At 71.0% G+C, this 18,126-nt stretch carries 15 protein-coding genes, 1 tRNA gene and 1 pseudogene; 8 read left to right on the top strand and 9 right to left on the bottom strand.

From position 1 onward, the window contains the following. The first annotated feature begins 21 nt into the window (after positions 1-21). A complete protein-coding gene (locus tag AB0K18_RS43635; RefSeq protein WP_364926945.1) occupies positions 22-765 on the top strand; it encodes a M15 family metallopeptidase in 744 nt (247 codons plus the stop codon). Between the two features lie 12 nt (positions 766-777). Next, entirely contained in the window at positions 778-1,623 is an 846-nt protein-coding gene (locus tag AB0K18_RS43630) for an NUDIX hydrolase (RefSeq protein ID WP_364926943.1), read from the top strand. On the opposite strand, the gene AB0K18_RS43625 is transcribed toward AB0K18_RS43630, so the two are convergent. After that, a complete protein-coding gene (locus AB0K18_RS43625) occupies positions 1,606-1,959 on the bottom strand; it encodes an STAS domain-containing protein (protein ID WP_364926940.1) in 354 nt (117 codons plus the stop codon). The genes AB0K18_RS43630 and AB0K18_RS43625 overlap by 18 nt on opposite strands. A gap of 27 nt (positions 1,960-1,986) precedes the next feature. On the opposite strand from AB0K18_RS43625, the gene AB0K18_RS43620 reads away from it, so the two are divergent. Further along, positions 1,987-2,073 (top strand) — tRNA-Ser (locus AB0K18_RS43620). Position 2,074: 1 nt separating this feature from the next. On the opposite strand, the gene AB0K18_RS43615 is transcribed toward AB0K18_RS43620, so the two are convergent. Further along, positions 2,075-4,390 (bottom strand): AAA family ATPase, encoded by a 2,316-nt coding sequence (locus AB0K18_RS43615; RefSeq protein WP_364926937.1) that lies wholly within the window; start codon positions 4,388-4,390, stop codon positions 2,075-2,077. 114 nt (positions 4,391-4,504) lie between these two features. Between AB0K18_RS43615 and AB0K18_RS43610 the strand changes: the two genes are divergently transcribed. Continuing rightward, positions 4,505-5,461: an NAD(P)H-quinone oxidoreductase gene (locus AB0K18_RS43610; protein WP_364926934.1), complete on the top strand. Its 957-nt coding sequence runs from the start codon at positions 4,505-4,507 to the stop codon at positions 5,459-5,461. A gap of 5 nt (positions 5,462-5,466) precedes the next feature. Further along, positions 5,467-5,979 carry a bacterial proteasome activator family protein gene (locus tag AB0K18_RS43605; protein ID WP_364368456.1) on the top strand — a complete coding sequence of 171 codons (513 nt, stop codon included), beginning with the start codon at positions 5,467-5,469 and terminating at the stop codon, positions 5,977-5,979. Between the two features lie 30 nt (positions 5,980-6,009). On the opposite strand, the gene AB0K18_RS43600 is transcribed toward AB0K18_RS43605, so the two are convergent. Further along, positions 6,010-6,780 carry an HAD family hydrolase gene (locus tag AB0K18_RS43600; RefSeq protein ID WP_364926931.1) on the bottom strand — a complete coding sequence of 257 codons (771 nt, stop codon included), beginning with the start codon at positions 6,778-6,780 and terminating at the stop codon, positions 6,010-6,012. A gap of 250 nt (positions 6,781-7,030) precedes the next feature. Here AB0K18_RS43600 and AB0K18_RS43595 point away from each other — a divergent pair, with 250 nt between their 5' ends. Together AB0K18_RS43595 and AB0K18_RS43590 are read left to right on the top strand one after the other, a co-directional pair. Next, positions 7,031-7,234, top strand: coding sequence for a cold-shock protein (locus tag AB0K18_RS43595; protein WP_043619750.1), 204 nt, complete (start codon positions 7,031-7,033; stop codon positions 7,232-7,234). Between the two features lie 187 nt (positions 7,235-7,421). Further along, positions 7,422-8,831, top strand: coding sequence for a hypothetical protein (locus AB0K18_RS43590; protein WP_364926928.1), 1,410 nt, complete (start codon positions 7,422-7,424; stop codon positions 8,829-8,831). Between the two features lie 4 nt (positions 8,832-8,835). Here the strand turns inward: AB0K18_RS43590 and serS are convergent, their stop codons facing one another. From serS to AB0K18_RS43570, 4 genes are all read right to left on the bottom strand, one after another. Continuing rightward, positions 8,836-10,098: a serine--tRNA ligase gene (serS, locus tag AB0K18_RS43585; protein ID WP_364926925.1), complete on the bottom strand. Its 1,263-nt coding sequence runs from the start codon at positions 10,096-10,098 to the stop codon at positions 8,836-8,838. 113 nt (positions 10,099-10,211) lie between these two features. Next, complete coding sequence (gene pheA / locus AB0K18_RS43580; protein ID WP_364926922.1) at positions 10,212-11,132, bottom strand: prephenate dehydratase; 921 nt, start codon at positions 11,130-11,132, stop codon at positions 10,212-10,214. Positions 11,133-11,207: 75 nt separating this feature from the next. Beyond that, entirely contained in the window at positions 11,208-11,627 is a 420-nt protein-coding gene (locus AB0K18_RS43575) for a DUF4446 family protein (RefSeq protein WP_364926919.1), read from the bottom strand. 22 nt (positions 11,628-11,649) lie between these two features. Then, positions 11,650-12,855 carry a glycosyltransferase 87 family protein gene (locus AB0K18_RS43570; protein ID WP_364926916.1) on the bottom strand — a complete coding sequence of 402 codons (1,206 nt, stop codon included), beginning with the start codon at positions 12,853-12,855 and terminating at the stop codon, positions 11,650-11,652. Positions 12,856-12,915: 60 nt separating this feature from the next. On the opposite strand from AB0K18_RS43570, the gene AB0K18_RS43565 reads away from it, so the two are divergent. After that, positions 12,916-15,627: a hypothetical protein gene (locus AB0K18_RS43565; protein WP_364926914.1), complete on the top strand. Its 2,712-nt coding sequence runs from the start codon at positions 12,916-12,918 to the stop codon at positions 15,625-15,627. Positions 15,628-15,952: 325 nt separating this feature from the next. Here the strand turns inward: AB0K18_RS43565 and mptB are convergent. Next, positions 15,953-17,203 (bottom strand): annotated as a pseudogene (gene mptB / locus AB0K18_RS43560) (polyprenol phosphomannose-dependent alpha 1,6 mannosyltransferase MptB); the annotation flags it as partial. Positions 17,204-17,570: 367 nt separating this feature from the next. Then, positions 17,571-18,110 carry a DinB family protein gene (locus tag AB0K18_RS43555; RefSeq protein WP_364926911.1) on the bottom strand — a complete coding sequence of 180 codons (540 nt, stop codon included), beginning with the start codon at positions 18,108-18,110 and terminating at the stop codon, positions 17,571-17,573. Positions 18,111-18,126 lie beyond the last annotated feature (16 nt).

Raw genomic sequence — 18,126 nt, 5'->3', positions numbered from 1 at the left:
GACGTCGCATATGGTGGCGAGATGAAGCGTGCTGCCGCCATCGCGTTCGTGGTGCTCGCGTCCGCCGCGTGTGCGGCCGCGGAGGAGCCCGTGGCCTCCGCCGACCCGCCACGAGAGTCCGCCACCGTGACCACCACTGCCACCACCGCCGAGCCGACGTCCGAGCGTTCCACGGCGGCGCCCAGCCCGACGGCGCCGCCCGCATTCACCTCGAAGGTCTCGCGCGTCTCCCGCGACCGCCTGCCCTACTCCTGGCGCCCCGGGTGCCCCGTCCACTACCGCGACCTGCGCCTGGTGACGCTGTCGTACTGGGGGTTCGACGGCAAGCCGCACACCGGCGAGCTGGTCGTGCGCAAGACGGTGACCGACGACATCGAGACGGTCTTCAAGAAGCTGTACGACCGCCGCTGGCCGATCCGGCAGATGAAGCTGGTCGACGCGTACAAGGCCGACGACTACGACTCGATCGACGCCGACAACACCTCGGCCTTCAACTGCCGCCGGGCCACCGGGTCGAGCAACTGGTCGAACCACGCGTACGGCGAGGCCATCGACGTCAACCCGCTGGAGAACCCGTACGTCACCGCGAGCGGCGGCACCGCCCACCGCAACGCGAAAAAGTTCACCAAGCGCCCGATGAAGGGTAAAGGTGTGATTAATCCCGGCGACCGGGTCGTCAAGACCTTCGCCCAGGTCGGCTGGGAGTGGGGTGGTTACTGGTCAGGCGCCAAGGACTACCAGCACTTCTCCAAGGGCGGAGGCTGAGAGGATCCCCTCATGACGGCGAAGGACGGCGACGGCTGGACCGAGTGCGCCCAGGGCCACCGGCACTGGGGCGTCCACGGCGCTTCCGGGCTCCTGGTCGTGCACCACGACGATCGCGGCATCCCGTACGTGCTCATGCAGAAGCGCTCGCTGCGCTGCCACCACGGCGGCACCTGGGGGCTGCCCGGCGGCGCCCGCGACAGCCATGAGGACGCCGTCGCCAGCGCGCTGCGCGAGGCCCAGGAGGAGGTCGCGCTGAGAGCGGAGGGGCTGCGCGTCCAGGGCGTCTACGTCGACGACCACGGCGGGTGGGCGTTCGAGACCGTCATCGCCGAGTCACCCGAGCTGCTGGCCGCCGCGCCGGCCAACTCCGAGAGCGACGAGATGCGCTGGCTGGCCCTGCCCGAGGTGCCCCAGCGCGAGCTGCACCCCGGCTTCGCCGCCACCTGGGACGAGGTCAGCGGCGCACTTCAGCCCGAGACCCTCGTGCTCGACGTCGCCAACATCGTCGGGGCGCGGGCCGAGCGGGGCTGGTGGAACGACCGCCTCGGCGCCGCCACCCGGCTGCTTGAGGCCGTCTCGGGGCTGCGGCTGAGCCATCCGGTGCTGGCGCAGTGGTATCCGCGCATGGTGGCCGTCGTCGAGGGCGCCGCACGCAGCGCGCCCGAGGTGCCCGGCATCCAGGTGGTCGCGGCCATGGGGAGCGGCGACGACGCGATCGTGGACGTCGTACGCCGGGCCAGGCCCTGGGAACGCCTGCTCGTCGTCACGGCGGATCGTGGCCTGCGCGAACGTGTGGAGAAGCTGGGCGCCGCAACCATCGGCCCCAAATGGCTGCTGTCACACCTGCCCGCGTAGGTCCACCCGGTCGAAGGCGGCCCTGAGCCCCGTCACGTCGAGCACCCGGTGCAAGACCCCGTGGACGCCCACGATGCCCAGCGACCCGGCCTGCGCGGCGACCCTGCGCCGGTGCTCCACCAGCACCCACAACCCGCTGGAGTCGCAGAACTCGAGCCGCCCCGCGTCGATCACCACCTGCACCCTGCCCTCGGTGAACAACATGACGAGGGTGTCCTTGAGCAGTGGCGCGGTGAGCTTGTCGAGGTCACCGCTCAGCCGTACGAGCGCGTCGCGCGAGCCGCGCTGCACCTCGACGTCGAGATCCGCCACCACCTGAACGTACACCCCTGTCATGACAGCCGCTATCGTGGTGTCGGCACAGGAGGGTTCGCATAGTGGACGAGTGCAGCCGCCTTGAAAGCGGCCAGGTCAGCGATGGCCTCGTGGGTTCGAATCCCACACCCTCCGCTCAGTCGCGGATCCCCGCGAAACCGTCGCCCACGCTGGCGGCGAGCTGGAGATAAGCGTCCCTGGTCGGCTCCTGCAGCCGGTCCAGGTCGATCTCCGCGCCCTCCTCCAGATGCGGGTCGTACGGCACCCTGATCACCGCGCGGCACCTGGCGGCGAAATGGGCCTCCAGCTTCTTGATGTCCACCGCCGACTTCGACCTGGGCCGCACGCTGCACAGCACCACGGTCGCGTTCTTCACCAGGTCGCCGTAGTGGTGGGCCTCCAGCCAGTCGAGCGTCGCCGAGGCCGCCCTGGCGCCGTCCACCGACGGGGAGCTGACCAGCACGATCTGGTCGGCGAGACCCAGCACGCCGCCCATCGCCGAGTGCAGCAGTCCGGTGCCGCAGTCGGTGATGCAGATCGAGTAGAAATTCTCCAGCACCTGCGAGACGGCCTGGTAGTCGGCGCCGCTGAACGCCTCGGAGACCGACGGGTCGCGGTCGGAGGCCAGCACCTCCAGCCGCGACGGGGCCTGCGAGGTGAACGCCCTGATGTCGACGTACCGCTTGACCTGGTCACGCTCGTTCAGCAGGTCGCGTACGGTGGCCGAGGTCTCCAGCTCCAGCTTGTCCGACAGCGTGCCGCGGTCGGGGTTGGCGTCGACGGCGATCACGCGGTCGCCGCGCACCTGCGCCAGCGTCGCGCCGAGGCCGACCGTGGTCGTGGTCTTGCCCACACCGCCCTTGAGGCTGAGCACCGCGACGCGGTGGTGTCCCGCGGTGACGGGGGTGCGGGCGCGGGTCACCAGCTCGCGGCGGCGGCGCACCTCCGGGGGCTCGCCCGGCTTGATCCAGCCGCCCGACGCCTTGTAGATGATGCGCCGCCAGCCCTTGGAGGGGGCGTTACGCCGTCCGCGTAGCAGGGACTCCGGGTCGAGGCTCTCGGCCGTGGGCTTGCCGCTCGCCGGTGGCCTGGGCGGAGCCGTGAACACGGGCACGGGGGCCGGGCGGCGCGGCGGGCGTACCGGGGGGATGTCCCGCTCGGCGGGGCGCCACTCGGGCTGCTCCGCCCACTGGGGACGCTCCTCCGGCTGCTCGGCCCACTGGGGGCGCTCCTCCGGCTGCTCGGTCCACTGGGGGCGGTCCTCCGGCTGGTCGCGTACCCACTGGGGGCGCTCTTCCGGCTGCTCCCTGCCCCACTGGGGAGCGTCCTCCTGGTCCCAGCGAGGAGCCTCTTCCTTCTGGTCGCGACCCCAGCCCGAGGGCTTGTCCTTCGGGTCCTGGCCCCAGCCAGGCGTCTTGTCCTTCTGGTCCCAGCTCGGGGTCTCGTCCTTCGCTGCCGGGTCCTGGGTCCAGGCCGCCGGGGCCTCGTCCGCCTGGGCCGCCTTACCCCAGCTCGGCGCCTTCTCCGGCGGGTCGACCCAGCTGGTGGGCTGGTCCGGCGGCTCGGTGGCGGCGGGCTGCTCGTCCGCGCGGCGGTCCCAGTGCGGGAGGCCCTCCGACTGCTCGCGGCTCCACTGTGAGCCCTCCTTGGCCCACTGCGGGATGTCGGTCTCGGGCGCGCTCCGGCGCTTGTCCTCGGCCTCGGGGGCCGGCGTCTCGGCGGCGTCCCACTGCGGGCGCTCGGTGCGCGGCAGGGTTTCGGACACGTCGGACGACCAATTCGGACGGTCGTCACGCGCGGCCGGCTGCTCCTCCGGCTCATCGGCCTGCTTCTGAGCCGGCTCCTCCGCGTCGTCGGCCTGAGCCGGGGGCTCGGTGCCCGGCCGGGTGCCGGTCGCCCCGGAGTCCTTGGTCTCCTTGGCCGGCTCTCGGGCGCTCTCGTCCTCCGCGGCGGGCTTGTCCTGCAGCGGCTCCACCCGGACCGTGTCGTCGGGCCCAGGCCAGTCGGACGCGGGCGGCCAGGTGCTCTCCTCGGTCTTCCCGGCCGGCTCCGCCGGGGTGAACGGCAGCGCGTACGTGTCGGTGTCGTCCGGCCGCGGCAGCGGCTTGAGCGGCGCGAGGAACGGATCGTCCACGCTCGGCGCCGCGCTCGCCCGCGGCTCGTCGGCCGTGAACCTGGCCGGCCACTCGCCCGAGTCGCTCGCCGGGCGTTCCTCGGTCGTCGCCGGGCCGCCGTACGCGGAGTCGACCGCCGCCCTGAACAGCGGCTGCGGAGGCGTCTCGTGCTGCTGCGGCACGAGCGACCAGGGGTCATTGGGGTACGGCGACGCGACCGGCTCGTCGACCGGGGCGGCCGGCGCGCTCACGGAGACGGGAGCCTCTTCCGTCTCTTTGATCGCGTCAAGCCAGGCGAGCTGTTCCTCGAGAGATTCTTCTCGATCGTGTCTTGCCACCGTGTTCCCCCTCGGGTGGGTCTAAAGGGGCAGCAAATACATTGCAGGGTAACGCCACCCGCTCGGTCGCAGCCCGGCAACCCACAACTTCTTTGCCCGGCTACCGTGGTTCGCATGCGAGCCATTGAGATCGTCGAGCCGGGCGGACCAGAGGTGCTGGAGTGGCGCGAGGCGCCGGACCCCCACGTCGGGCGCGGAGACGTGCTGATCGACGTGACGGCGTCGGCGGTCAACCGCGCCGACGTGCTGCAGCGGCAGGGATTCTATGACCCGCCGCCGGGGTCGTCGCCGTACCCGGGGCTCGAGGTCTCGGGCGTGGTGGCCGCGGTCGGGACGGACGTCGAGCAGTTCAAGCCGGGCGACGAGGTGTGCGCGCTGCTCGCCGGCGGCGGTTACGCCGAGCGCGTAGCCGCGCCCTGGCAGCAGGTCATGCCGGTGCCCTCCCAGGTGTCGCTGCGCGAGGCCGCCGGACTGCCCGAGGTGGCCTGCACGGTCTGGTCCAACGTCTTCATGGTCGGGCGGCTGCGCAGGGGCGAGACGCTGCTCGTCCACGGCGGGGCCAGCGGCATCGGCACGTTCGCGATCCAGCTCGCCAAGGCGCTCGGCAGCCACGTCGTCACCACCGTCGGCTCGGCCGAGAAGGCGCGCCGGGCCAGGGAGCTGGGCGCCGACGAGGTGATCAACTACCGCGAGGAGGACTTCTCCGACAAGGTGCGGGCCGACGTCATCCTCGACATCATGGGCGCGAAATACCTGGACAAGAACGTCCGTTCCCTCAAGACGGGCGGCCGGCTCGTGGTCATCGGCATGCAGGGCGGCACCAAGGCGGAGCTCAACCTGGGCATGCTGCTGGCCAAGCGCGCCTCGGTGCACGCCACGGCGCTGCGCTCGCGGCCCGTCGACGAGAAGGGCGCCATCGTGCGCAGCGTGGTCGACAACGTGTGGCCCCTGGTCGGAGCGGGTGCCGTACGTCCCGTCGTGTACGCCGAGGTGCCCATGGCCGACGCCGCAGAAGCTCACCGAATGTTGGATTCGGGGGAGCACGTCGGCAAGATCCTGCTAGTACGGTGAGTGTTATGAATGCTGAGGACAACAACACCCCCCACGTCGTGGTGGTGGGCCCTGATTTCCAAGGTCAGGGCGATGGTGGCGAAGACGACCGCTCGGTCACCAACCTGGTCGAGCAGCCCGCCAAGGTGATGCGTATCGGCAGCATGATCCGTCAGCTCCTCGAGGAGGTGCGCGCGGCTCCCCTCGACGAGGCCAGCCGCAAGCGGCTGAAGGAGATCCACGAGTCCTCCATCAAGGAGCTCGAAGACGGTCTCGCGCCCGAGCTGGTCGATGAGCTGGAGCGGCTGTCGCTTCCGTTCACCGACGACAACGGCACGCCGCCGAGTGACGCCGAGCTGCGCATCGCGCACGCCCAGCTGGTCGGCTGGCTCGAAGGCTTGTTCCACGGCATCCAGACCACGCTGTTCGCGCAGCAGATGGCCGCCCGCGCCCAGCTGGAGCAGATGCGCAGGGCGCTGCCAGGGGTGCCGGGTGACGAGGGGCAGCGGCCGCCCGGCGGTTCCGGCCCCTACCTGTAGGCCCTTCTCAGGGCCTGCGGGGCTCCGCCGTCAGGCGTAGAGCTTCTCGATCACCTGCGCGACACCGTCGTCGTCATTGGTCGCGGTCACATGATTGACCGCCGCCAGCACGCGAGGGTGCGCGTTGGCGACCGCGTACGACGTGCCTGCCCAGCTCAGCATGGGCAGGTCGTTCGGCATGTCGCCGAATGCCACGGTCTGCGACGGCTTGATCTCCAGCTGCTCCGCGAGCGCCGCCAGGGCGGTGGCCTTGGTCACGCCCTGGGCGCTCATCTCGATCAGCCCTCTGCTGCTGGAGTGGGTGGTGGTCACGAGATGGCCGACCAGTTCGTCCACGGCTGCGTGGAGCTCGTCGGCGTTCAGGCGGGGATGCAGGGCGAGCAACTTGGCGCATGGACGGGAAGTGACCGATTCCACACGCGCTGCTCCGAGTGCCCGGTCCAACCCGCCGAGCCGGAAATCTGACTCATGCGCAAAACCGGCTTCATACTCGACCGAAAATACGAGTTCGGGCACGTTCGCTCTTAGCTGAGCGACGACTTCCTCGAGCACCTCGATGCTGATGAGGTGAGATTCCACTATCCGTTCGGTATGGAGATCGTAGATCAGCGCTCCGTTCGCGCAGACGGCCAGGCCACGGTGACGCACCGCACTGGCCACCCCGCCCATCCACCGGGGCGGACGCCCGGTCACGAAGGCCAGGACCGCCCCTGATTCCTCGACTTTGCCGAAGGCGGCGACCGTGCGGGGAGACACGGTTCCGTCCGTACGCAACGCGGTGCCGTCGAGGTCGGTGGCCACTAGACGCGGTGCGGGAAGGCTGCGCATAACAGGTTCCAGTTTGCCCGGTGATGCCGCCTGACAGAAATCTTCGTTGGGAGGGGAACACCAACGCGCCAGAATGGTGTTAGATGTGATGGCGTTGTATTAGCTGATCCCGTAGTGAAAACCAGCATGACTTTGTCTGAGCCACCCCGGGTGCTTGCTGTACGACACACCGGGACCCACGAGGTGTGGGTCCCATAGATTCACATCCTGAGGGAGAGCTTTTATGGCTCAGGGAACCGTCAAGTGGTTCAACGCCGAGAAGGGCTTCGGCTTCATCGCCCCGGACGGCGGTGCGCCGGACGTGTTCGTGCACTTCTCCGAGATCGTCGGCAACGGCTACCGCAGCCTTGAAGACGGCCAGCGGGTCGAGTTCGAGATCACGCAGGGCCAGAAGGGGCCGCAGGCCTCTCAGGTCCGAGCCATCTGACCTGTAGCAGCGAGACAGACCGGAGTTCGCTTCCAGCGGGCTCCGGTCTTTTGCGTGTGTCGGGCGTGATGTCGGATTGGTCACGGGTGTGACTCGACTCACATGGCCCTTGAACCGCCCCGTCCCCGGAGCGGTCAACCTGGGTATGAGGTACGCGTGGCTGTGCCACCCCGTGACGGTTGCCGGGGTGCTCGTGCTCTTGGTCAACGACCACCTGCTCAAACCGGCCTTTCCCGGGGCCGTGACGGGCAAGCTCAGCGACGTGGCCGGCCTGCTCGTGGCCCCCGCCCTCGTCGCCCTCCTCCTGACCCGCCCCGCCGCAGCCCTCACGAAACGCCTGCCGTCCGGCCTCGACCGAGCCCCTGAGCGACTTCCCAGGGGACCGTGGGCTTGGAGTGACGGGGTGGCGGTCATGGTGACCGGGGTGCTCTTCGCGGCCGTGAAAACGACGGAGACGGGCGCAGAGGCCGCCTCCCATGCCTGGACCTTCCTCGCGGGCCCGTCGCGCGTCCTGGCCGATCCTACGGACCTCCTGGCACTGCCGGCCCTCGCCCTCGCCTGGTGGGTACGCGCCCACAGCCTCCGCCGCCCGCCCGCCGCCCGCTGGCGGTTCGCGGTGACGATGCCCCTGGCCGTGCTCGCGGTGACCGCGACATCGGCGGCCCCGCCCACTCCGTACGTCGGCGCCGTCACGGTGGACGACCAGGACCGCATCGCCGTCCACACCTGGCCGCACACCGTGTGGACCTCGGAGGACGGCGGCCGCACATGGTCGGAGAGCACCGCGGACAAGGAGAGGAAGGGCCAGACCGCCCAGTGCGTGCCGAAGCAGGCCACCCGGTGTTACCGCGTGACGGAGGACCGCAAGGGCGTCGAGCAGTCGGACGACGGCGGCAGCACCTGGCGGCCGTCCTGGCGCCTGTCGTCGGACGACGTCGAACGCCTCAGCAGGCGCTACGACGACCCCTCCGGCTTCCCCACCACCTTGGCCGTGCAGGCCAGGCCCGGCGGCCACATCGTGGTCGTCGCCGGCGGTCCCGACTCGGTCGTGATCCGCGACGTCTCAGGGACGTGGCACCGCGTCTCCCTGCCCGAGGAGGCCCCTGAGGTCCCGCTGCGCGGCGAACTCGTCTGGGCCTGGGCCCTGGCCGCGTGCGCGCTGTTCGGCCTCATGGGGGCGGGTCTGCGCCGCTACGGGCGTACCTATCTCGGCATCGCCGCCGTCACCTGCGCCGGGTTCGCGGCGGCGCTCACACCCTGGTTCGACCACGCGTCGATGCCGGCGAACCAGGAGGTCTCGCTGCTCATGGGCACGGGCGGACTCTTGGCGGTCGTGCTGGGCGCCCCGGTCTGCCTGGGGCTGGCGGTCGCCGGACGGCCGCGCACGGTGCCCGTCCTGACCGGCGTGCTCGGAGCTCCGCTGGTCTACGCGACCGTCTCGCTGCCCTTCAGGGCCTGGGCCGACGGCTCCCTGGCGTCGTACCAGATGGCCGTCGCCCTCTCCGTGCTCCTGACGGCGGCCGTACTGGCCGCGGGTGCCCTGCTGGTCAGGCGCGACGCCCGCGCCGAGGAGCAAGGCTCCTCGGCCGGGCTCTGAGCACCTACTTGGGGGGCTCCAGGACATCGAGCCCCACGTAAGGACGCAACGCCGCGGGAACCACCACTGAGCCGTCGGCCTGCTGGTGGTTCTCCAGGATGGCCACGATCCAGCGGGTCGTGGCCAGCGTGCCGTTGAGGGTGGCCAGGTGCTGCGGCTTGCCGTCCTTGTCGCGGTAGCGGACGGCGAGCCTGCGGGCCTGGAACTCGGTGCAGTTGGACGTCGAGGTCAGCTCGCGGTAGCGGCCCTGGGTCGGGATCCAGGCCTCGCAGTCGAACTTCCTGGCCGCCGACATGCCGAGGTCGCCGGCCGCCGTGTCGATGATCCGGTAGGGGACCTCGATCTTGGCCAGCATCTCCTTCTCCCAGGCGAGCAGCCGCAGGTGCTCCTCGTGGGCGTCCTCGGGCCGCACGTACGAGAACATCTCGACCTTGTCGAACTGGTGCACCCGGATGATGCCCCTGGTGTCCTTGCCGTACGAGCCCGCCTCGCGGCGGAAGCACGACGACCAGCCCGCGTAGCGCAGCGGCAGCTCGTCGCCGCTGACGATCTCCTGGGCGTGGTAGCCGGCCAGCGACACCTCGGAGGTGCCGACGAGGTAGAGGTCGTCCTCGGGCAGCCGGTAGATCTCCTTGTCGTGGGCCACGTGGAAACCCGTGCCCTGCATGGTCTCGGGCTTGACGAGCACCGGCGTGATCATCGGCGTGAACCCGGCCTCGATCGCCTGCTGCATCGCCATGTTGAGCAGGCCGAGCTGCAGCCGCGCCCCGACGCCCTTGAGGAAGAAGAACCTGGCGCCCGACACCTTGGCGCCGCGCTCCATGTCGATCGCGCCGAGCGCCTCGCCCAGGGCCAGGTGGTCCTTCGGCTCGAAGTCGAACTGCCGGGGCTCACCCTGTGTCTCGAGCACGACGTAGTCGTCCTCGCCGCCGGCCGGGGCGCCCTCCTCGACGATGTTGGGCACCGTCTGGAGCACGCCGTCGAGCTCGGCGCCCAGCTTCTCCGCCTCGGCCTCGGCGGCCTTGACCTGGCTCGCGAGGTCTTTGGCCCGCTGGAGCAGCGTGGCCTTCTCCTCACCCTGCGCCTTGGAGACCGACTTGCCCATGCTCTTCTGCTCCGCGCGCAGCGACTCGAACGAGGTCAGCGCGGATCGGCGGCGCTCGTCGAGGTCGAGCAGCGTGTCGACGACCGAGTCGTCCTCACCGCGGGCACGCTGCGACGCCCGTAGCCGGTCGGGGTCCTCACGAAGGGTACGCAGGTCAATCACAAGGAAAGGCTACCGGCGTACGGGCCCCCGCTGCCCCTCGTTATCCCCGACACCCGGAAAACCTGCCGACGACCTGCGCGGCACCCCGCCGGCGGGCCGCACGGCCCGCCAGGTCAGATCTCGCCCGCGCGCACCTTGGCCAGCCACTCGGCGGCCTCGGCGAAGTCGGAGTCGGAGGTGCCGCGCTTGATCTGCGGCACCAGCCCGTCGGCGCGCGGGTAGCTGCCGAGGAAGCGCACCTCGCCGCAGATGCGGTGCAGGCCGGCGATGGCGTCGCCCACCCGCGCGTCGGCGATGTGCCCCTCGAAGTCGAAGTGGAAGAAGTAGCGGCCGATGCCGTCGCCGGTGGGCCTGGACTCGATGCGGGTCAGGTTGACCCCGCGCACCGAGAACTCGGTCAGCATCTCCAGCAGCGCGCCCGGGTGGTCGTCGGCCAGGAAGACCACCAGCGTGGTGCGGTCGGACCCGGTCGCCGGCGGCAGCGGCCCAGGCCGCGCGACCTTGACGAACCTGGTCACCGTGTCGGACCTGTCGCCGATGCCGGAGGCCAGCTCGACCAGCCCGTAGTGCTCGCCGGCGATGCGGGCGGCGATGGCCGCGTCGTACGGCGACCCGGGCAGCGCCACCTCCTGCGCCGCGGCCGCCGTCGAGGGGGCGGACACCACGACGGCGTCGGGCAGCTCACGCGCGACGAACGCGCGGCACTGGGTGATGGCCGCGGGATGCGTGTAGACCCGCTTGATGTGGGGGATCTCGGTGCCCGGCCGCGCCAGCAGCGAGAACTGCACCGGCAGCAGCAGCTCGGCGTTGATCACCAGCGGCTCGCCCCACGCGAACTCGTCGAGCGTCGTGGTGATCGCGCCCTCGATCGAGTTTTCCAGCGGCACGACGGCGCCGTCGGCGTCGCCGGAGCGCGCGGCGTTGAGCGCGGCGCTCACGTTGGCGCAGGGCAGCCGGTCTGCCGTGGGATCGAGGAGCCGCAGGGCCTCTTCGGTGAAGGTGCCTTCCGGTCCGAGATAGGCGAGTCTGGGCATGCGTCCAGGGTATCCGCAGGTGGGCGGCCTCGCGGCCGTTTACTCCGACGGCTGATCTCCGGCGTGGGTCACCTGCTAGAACGTCCCCGACACCGGCCCCGCCACCAGGGGCCCCAACCCGAGCCTGGCCGCGCGCACGGCCTCTTCCTCCTCGGGCGACAGCGGCTCCTGCCCCTTGCCGCCGACCACGGGGCGCACGTACGTACGGGTCTCGCTGCGCCCGTTGATGGACGTCAGCACGATGCCGTCGCCCAGCCCGTTGATCATCGCCACCGAGAACGACAGCCGCCCCGACATCTCCGACAGCGCGTCATACCGGCACACGGCGACGTCCCTGATGGCCTTGAGATCGCCGCGGCCCTCGCCGAGCTGCCGGGCGAGCAGCCGCCGGCAGTCTTCGACCGTGGCCCTGGCCTGCCGCAGCGCCGAGTAACCGACCAGCACGCCGCTGACGCCTGCCACGGCGCCCACGATCACCCAGATGGTAACGAGCACGACACGAAGGGTAACGGGAAAGTCAAGCGAGCTGCCGCCGTTTCGGCAGCCAATGCACCAGCAACCACACCAGGGCCAGCGCGCCGAGGCCGAACCCGTTCTGGACGATCTTCCCCAGCACCAGGCTGACGCCCGGGATGTCCGCCGCCTTGAGCGACACCCCCCACCACGGCACCGGCACCACGTAGTACAGCCACACCCCGGCCGCCACGCGCAGCCGTACCGGATCGCGGCCGTCGCCCACGATCGCCGCGAGCACCACGACCACCCAGGCCAGGTGGTGGATCCAGGCGACGGGCGACAGCAGCACGGCCATCAGCCCGACCAGCGCGACCGCCGTAACGTGATCATCGCTCCGGTACGCGTCCCGCGCCCCGCGGAAGCCGTACCAGCCGACCGCCGCCACGATCACCAGCCACAGCACCGAGGTCAGCGCGTCCGGCCAGTAGAGCCTGATCAGCATCCCGCGGATCGACTGGTTGGTGGTGGCCGCGTTCGCACCGAGACGTTCAGGGTCGAGCAGCGCGGAGAACCAGAAGTCGGCGGCGTCCTGCGGGATCACCGCGAACGGCAGCAGCGTCAGCACCGCCGCCGCGAAGGAGGCCATGAAGAACGTCCGCCACTGCCTGGTGATCAGCAGGTAGATCAGGAAGACGCCCGGCGTCAGCTTCACCGCCGTCGCCAGCCCGATCAGGAACCCCCTGGGCCACCACGGCCGCCGCGCCACGCAGTCGGCCACGCACAAGGCGACCAGCAGGATGTCCACCTGCCCGAACCTGACCTGGTCCCTGATCGGCATCAGGTACGTGCACAGGACCATGAGCAGCGCGAACACCCACGGCGCGTACTTGCGCAGCGACTCCCTGACCAGCAGAGGCCGGAACGAGAACCCGACCGTCACCGCCAGCGCCACGAAGATCCCGGCCGTCCACACCCACTGCGCCGTTCCCCACGACATCCCGGCCAGACCCACCGCCAGCATCGCCGCGACCGGCGGGTAGGTGAACGGCAGCAGTTGCGGGGCGGGCGTGAAGTAGTCGTAGACCGGGCGGCCGTCGAGCAGCATCTGCCCGCCGGTACGGTAAACGTCCAGGTCGACCAGGCGTTGGTCGTCGGGGTTGGTGAGCCACTCGTACACCAGCGGCGCCGCGGCCGCCGCGACGAGCAGGGCCGCGATCAACCAGGCCCACCACTGCCGCCGTCTCACCCGTACCTCGCCACTTGTCACGGTGTGGCACGTTACCGTGGCTGTTGTTTGGTCGAGGGGCAGACTACTGGGGGTCCGTACATGCCGAACGCCATGGCGTGCCCGGTCCGGCGCGAGAAGCGGCGGCGCCGCCGCCTCCTCCTGACGACCCTCCTGGCCCTGTCCCTCCCCCTCCTCTGGACCACCCCCGCCGCAGCGGCCACGGCTCACCCCGCCTCCAGCCTTCACCGAGAGGCCGCCCTGCCCACCCATGACCTTCTGATCGGCAGCACGCGTCCTGCCGCCCCGGGCGGGCGAGCCATCACCGCGACCGGCGGCACGACCGGCGGCACGAGCACCCCGACGGCAGCCACCCCCACGGGCAGCGCCGCGAGTGCCCCCCGCGGCCGTGTGGCTCTGATCGGCGTCCCTGGGCTGGAGTGGAGCGACCTCGACCAGACGCGCACTCCCAACCTGTGGCGCCTCATGTCCGAGGGCTCGTCGGCCTCCCTCTCGACGCGCACCGTGCCGCCCCCGGGGCGCGGCATCACCTGCCCCACCGCGGGCTGGCTGACCGTGTCGGCAGGCCAGCGAGCCGGCACGCCGGACGAGGGCTGCCCTGCGCCACCCGCCCCTCAGCAGAACGGCGAGGGCGCCACCATTGCGGGCTGGGACGCCCTGACCGCCCATCAGTCGGAGACCGGGTACAACGCCCGCCTCGGCACCCTGGGCCAGATCGTCACGGACGGCGGGGGCAAGGTGGCCGCCATAGGTCCGGGCGCCGCGCTGGCCGCCGCCGACAAGTCCGGAAATATCGCCAAATACGCCCCCACCCCTTCCGCCCTGGGCGACCCCATCCCGTACAACCTGATCGTCCTGGAAGCCGCCGACCTGGCAACGGCCTGGTCACAACGGCCTGCGGACGACTACGGCATCCCCACCGCCCTCCCCGCAGCGGCCCGCGAGAAGGCCGTCGCCGAAGCCGACCGGCGCATCGGCGCCCTGCTCACCCAACTCCCTCCCGACACGACGATCCTGCTGGCCGGCATCTCCGACGTCACCCCGAACGCCCACCTCCACGTCGCCATCGCCACCGGCCCCGCTCCGACCGGCCCCGCCTACCCCCACGGCTACCTGACCGCCACCTCCACCCGCCAGGACGCCCTGGTCACGATCAGCGACCTCACCGCGACCGCCATCGACGTCCTGGGCCTGACCCCGCCCCGAGAAGTCGTCGGCCGCCCCTGGCAGCCCGGCGGCCAGCCCCCTGCGACCCCCGCCGACGTGGCGGCGGAACTGGCCGACGAAGACCTGGCCAGCCAGGTGTTGCGTGAGGTCCGCGGCCCCTTCTTCACCGTCCTGGTCATAGCCCAACTCCTCTTCTACGCCTTCGCCGCCCTGACCCTCCGCCACCGCCGCCCCACCCCGAAACCCCAGCGGTCGGGCACAGAAAGCACACAAACACCCCCCGCCACCCAGCCCGCTGACCACCAGCCCACCCCCTCAGCCCTCGAAGGAGAAGCACCCCCGGGACCAACCACCACATCCGCACAAGCCCCCCGAACCGACGCCCCCACAGACCAACCACCGCCCACCAACCCCCCAGCTGAACGGGCAACCCCGGCCGGCGCCCCAGCGCAGTCAGCAACTCCGGGCCAGCCGACCCCGGGCGGCGGCGCGCCCGCGCACATGGCCGCCCCAGGCCGGTCGGCCCGCGCCTACCCGACCGGCGAGCTTGCGGGCGGGTCTCCCGTGCTCAAGTCCGTGCAGGTCGTGGCTGTGGTCAGTGGGGCGATCACCGTTTCGACGTTTTTGGCGCAGTTGGTGCCCTGGTGGACGTTGCCGGTGCCGATGTTGTCGGTGATCGTGACCATCGTGGGCATCGCCGGGCTCATCACCGCCGTGGCGTTCGCCGGCCCCTGGCGTGCGCACGTGCTCGGCCCGCTGACCGTCGTCGCCGCCGTCACCTCGCTGGCCCTCCTCCTCGACGTCATGACCGGCTCGACCCTCCAGGTGAACGCCGTCGGCGGATACGAGCCCGTGACCGGCGGACGGTTCTACGGATTCAGCAACATCGCCTTCGCCATCTACGCCACCGGCACCATCCTCGCCCTGGCCGGGATCGCCCACTGGCTGCTCGGCAAGGGCGTGCCGAGGGCCGTGGTGGTGACGCTGTGCGCGGTGTACGGGGGGTTCGCGGTGTTCGCGGACGGGTGGCCCGCCTGGGGTGCGGACTTCGGGGGCGTGCCGGCGTTCGTGGTCGGTCTGGCGGTCTTCCTGATCCTTCTCTCCGGCCGGCGGGTGTCGCCGCTGCTGCTGGTGCTGGTCGGGCTGGCGGGGGCGGCGCTCGTGGGCGCCCTGTCCGTGGTGGACTGGCTGCGTCCGGAGTCCGAGCGCACCCACCTCGGCACCTTCGTCCAGCAGATCATCGACGGCGAGGCGTGGACGATCATCGGACGCAAGTTCGGCGCGATGATCGGCGTCACCGTCGGCAACTGGTCACTGACCCTCCTCTCGCTGGTGGCGCTGGCCTTCCTGTTCTTCGTGCTGGCCCGCCCGTCACGCTGGGGCGTGGCCGCGCTCGGCCTCGCGTACGGGCTGACCCCCACGCTCAGAGCGGGCCTGTTCGGCGCACTCGCCTGCGCTCTCATCGGCTTCCTCATGAACGACTCGGGCATCGCCATCCCCGCTATGGCCCTGACCGTTGCGGTGCCGCTGACGCTTGCCGCCTGCCTTCGCGCCCTGCAGCTCGCCACGCCCACACCACCAGCGCCACCGTCAGCGCCAGCAACGCCCACCCGAGCTGAGGTCTGACCACCGTACGCAGCCACTCGAGGTCGTCGGGCTGCCCCTCGACCCTGGCCGGCAGGTACGCCAACGACAGCACCAGCAGATGCGCGACCACGAGTCCGTCCAGCGCGGACGCCCCCACAAGCGCCAGCATCCCGAGCGCCAGCCCGTCGTACCAGGGCAGGATGTACGGCGTCGCGAACAGGTAGGCCACCACCAACGCCATGGCGACCACCGGCGCCTCCAACCCCCCGGGCGCCGCCGGAGAGGCATGCCGAAAACGTGTGCCGGGGTGGGTGGAGAGCGCCCCACCACCACTCGACCACCCGGTCCGTACGGCCAGGCGAAGCAACGACCATGCGACGAGCACGAGCACCAGCAGCGACCCGACCTGGATGGCCCCCCGATAAGCGCTCCCCGTCCCCACGATGGCCTGCAGCCACCCCTGGACGAGCTTCCAGAACGAGGCATGGGAGATCGACTTGCTCGTACGGGTGATCGGCGCGAGGGCGTCGAACCCGACGACGGCGTACCCGACGACCACCACCGCGACCGCGCACCCCGCCATGAGCGCCAGGCGGCCGGGCCGGCGGCGCAACTCCCAGGCGGGGCCGAGGGCGACGAGCCCGGCGTTCACCTTGATCGCCACCCCCAGCCCGAGCAGGACCCCCGAGCCCATGGGACGCCCCCTGGCCAGCAGGGCGGCGACCATGCAGGCGATGGCGAGGGTGTCGACGTGCATGCCGGCGACGAGGTGATAGAGCAGCAGCGGGTTGGCCGTCCACAGAAGGGCAGCTCTCAGGCGCCTGCGGGGGTCGTGCCGGGTGAAGCGGTCGATGAGCAGCCCCGTCACGATGAACGCGGCGGCGTTGAACACCGCCAGGACGAACATCGTCAGCTTGAGCGAGTCACCGCCGACCCAGCTCGCCACCGCCTGCACGGCCGTGGCGACCGGCCCGTAGACGCTCGGCTCCTCCCGCCACGGCTCCTCGACGGCATCCGCGATGGGGTCGCCTGGGAGGTCGATCGCGCCGTGCGTGTACGGATTGACGCCCAAGGTGACCATGCGCCCGTAAGCGGCGTAGTTGAGGTGGTCCCCGGAGCCGGAGGGCGGCAGGAACGCCAGCACGGCTGCCGCCACACACCCGACGAGCACCAGAACCCTGGCATTGAGGAGCACTCCTCCGAGCCGGTTGAGCGGGGCGGGATAGGGCCTACGGAAAGCGGCACCCCCCGAGCCGTGGCCGGGGGCATCCGGAGTGGCCGTGGCGGTGGCGCTGGGGTCGTCTGGAGCGGCCGTAGGAGTGGTGTCGGAGTCGTAGCGGGTGGCGTCGGAACCACCGCGGGTGAAGTCTGAGCCGCCGCAGGTGGAGTCGGAGCCGTCGCGGGTGGAGCCGGAGCCGTCGCGGGTGGAGTCGAGGTCGTCGCGGGTGGGGGCTGGAGGGGAGTCTGGGCGGCTTGTCGCCAGGAGGGCGGTCAGGAGGCCCAGGCCGCCAAGGAGCAGGGTTGCGGCTGCCAGGGCGATGACGAGGTAGGGGCTGGGGTGCACTGCCAGGGAGTAGGGCGGTTGCCAGGCGGGGCCGGTGAGCGCGGGGACCATCGCGGACGGGCCCAGGAGGCCGATGGTGATGGTCAGCAGGATCGAGGCGACGATCGCCACCATGGCCGGCCCGGCCAACCGGCCTCGTCCCTGTTTGCGCCGCGCTTCCGAAGTCACCGGAAGATTCCAGCACACCCGCGGAAGGGATCCGGCCCGCTCAGGCCCACCTGTGGATAACCCAAGCGAATCGCGCCGGCCTGTGGACAACCCGCCGACCTCTCCGTCCACCAGCCCACAGGATGCTGCGCGCTCGGGCATTTCAGATCCACCGACAAGCAGAAGCCCGGTCAGCCCGCGCTCGAAGCTCAAGCGAACGAGCCGCCGGGCCGTGCCATAGAGCACCCCTAGTAGCCGCCCCGACCGAAGATCACTCGCCGGTGAGGCCGTCCACCGACTCCCGGATGAGGTCCGCGTGGCCGTTGTGGCGGGAGTACTCCTCGACCATGTGCACGAGGATCCACCGCAGGCTGGGCGCGCGGCCGTCCGGCCACGTGCGCCGGGCCGGCTGCTCGAGGCCGCCGGCGGCCAGGGCCTCGTCCAGGAGGTGGCGGGAGCGGGTGACCGCGTCCTGCCACAGCGCGTGCAGGTCCTCCGGGGAGTCGGCGGCCGCCGAGTGCCAGTCCCAGTCCTGGTCCGCCTTCCAGTCGACCGTGGTCCACAGCGGCTGGCCGGGCCGGTCGTGCAGCATGCGGGAGAACCAGTGGTCCTCGACATACGCTAGATGCTTCAGCATGCCCCCGAGCGTCATCGCCGACGCCCCCACGGTGGCCTTGAGCCCGGCGGCGTCGAGGCCGGCGCACTTCCACGCGAACGTCGCCCGGTGGAACTCCAGGTAGCCCACGAGCGTGCCGAGCTCGTCGGCGGCGAGGGGAGGCTCAGGACGGCCCTGCTCGTCTATGTCGGTCATGGGCGGTCAGTTTAAG

The organism is Nonomuraea sp. NPDC049421, assembly GCF_040677005.1.
GTDB classification, from domain to species: Bacteria; Actinomycetota; Actinomycetes; order Streptosporangiales; family Streptosporangiaceae; genus Nonomuraea; species Nonomuraea salmonea.
This window is presented reverse-complemented; position numbering and strand designations above follow the sequence as displayed.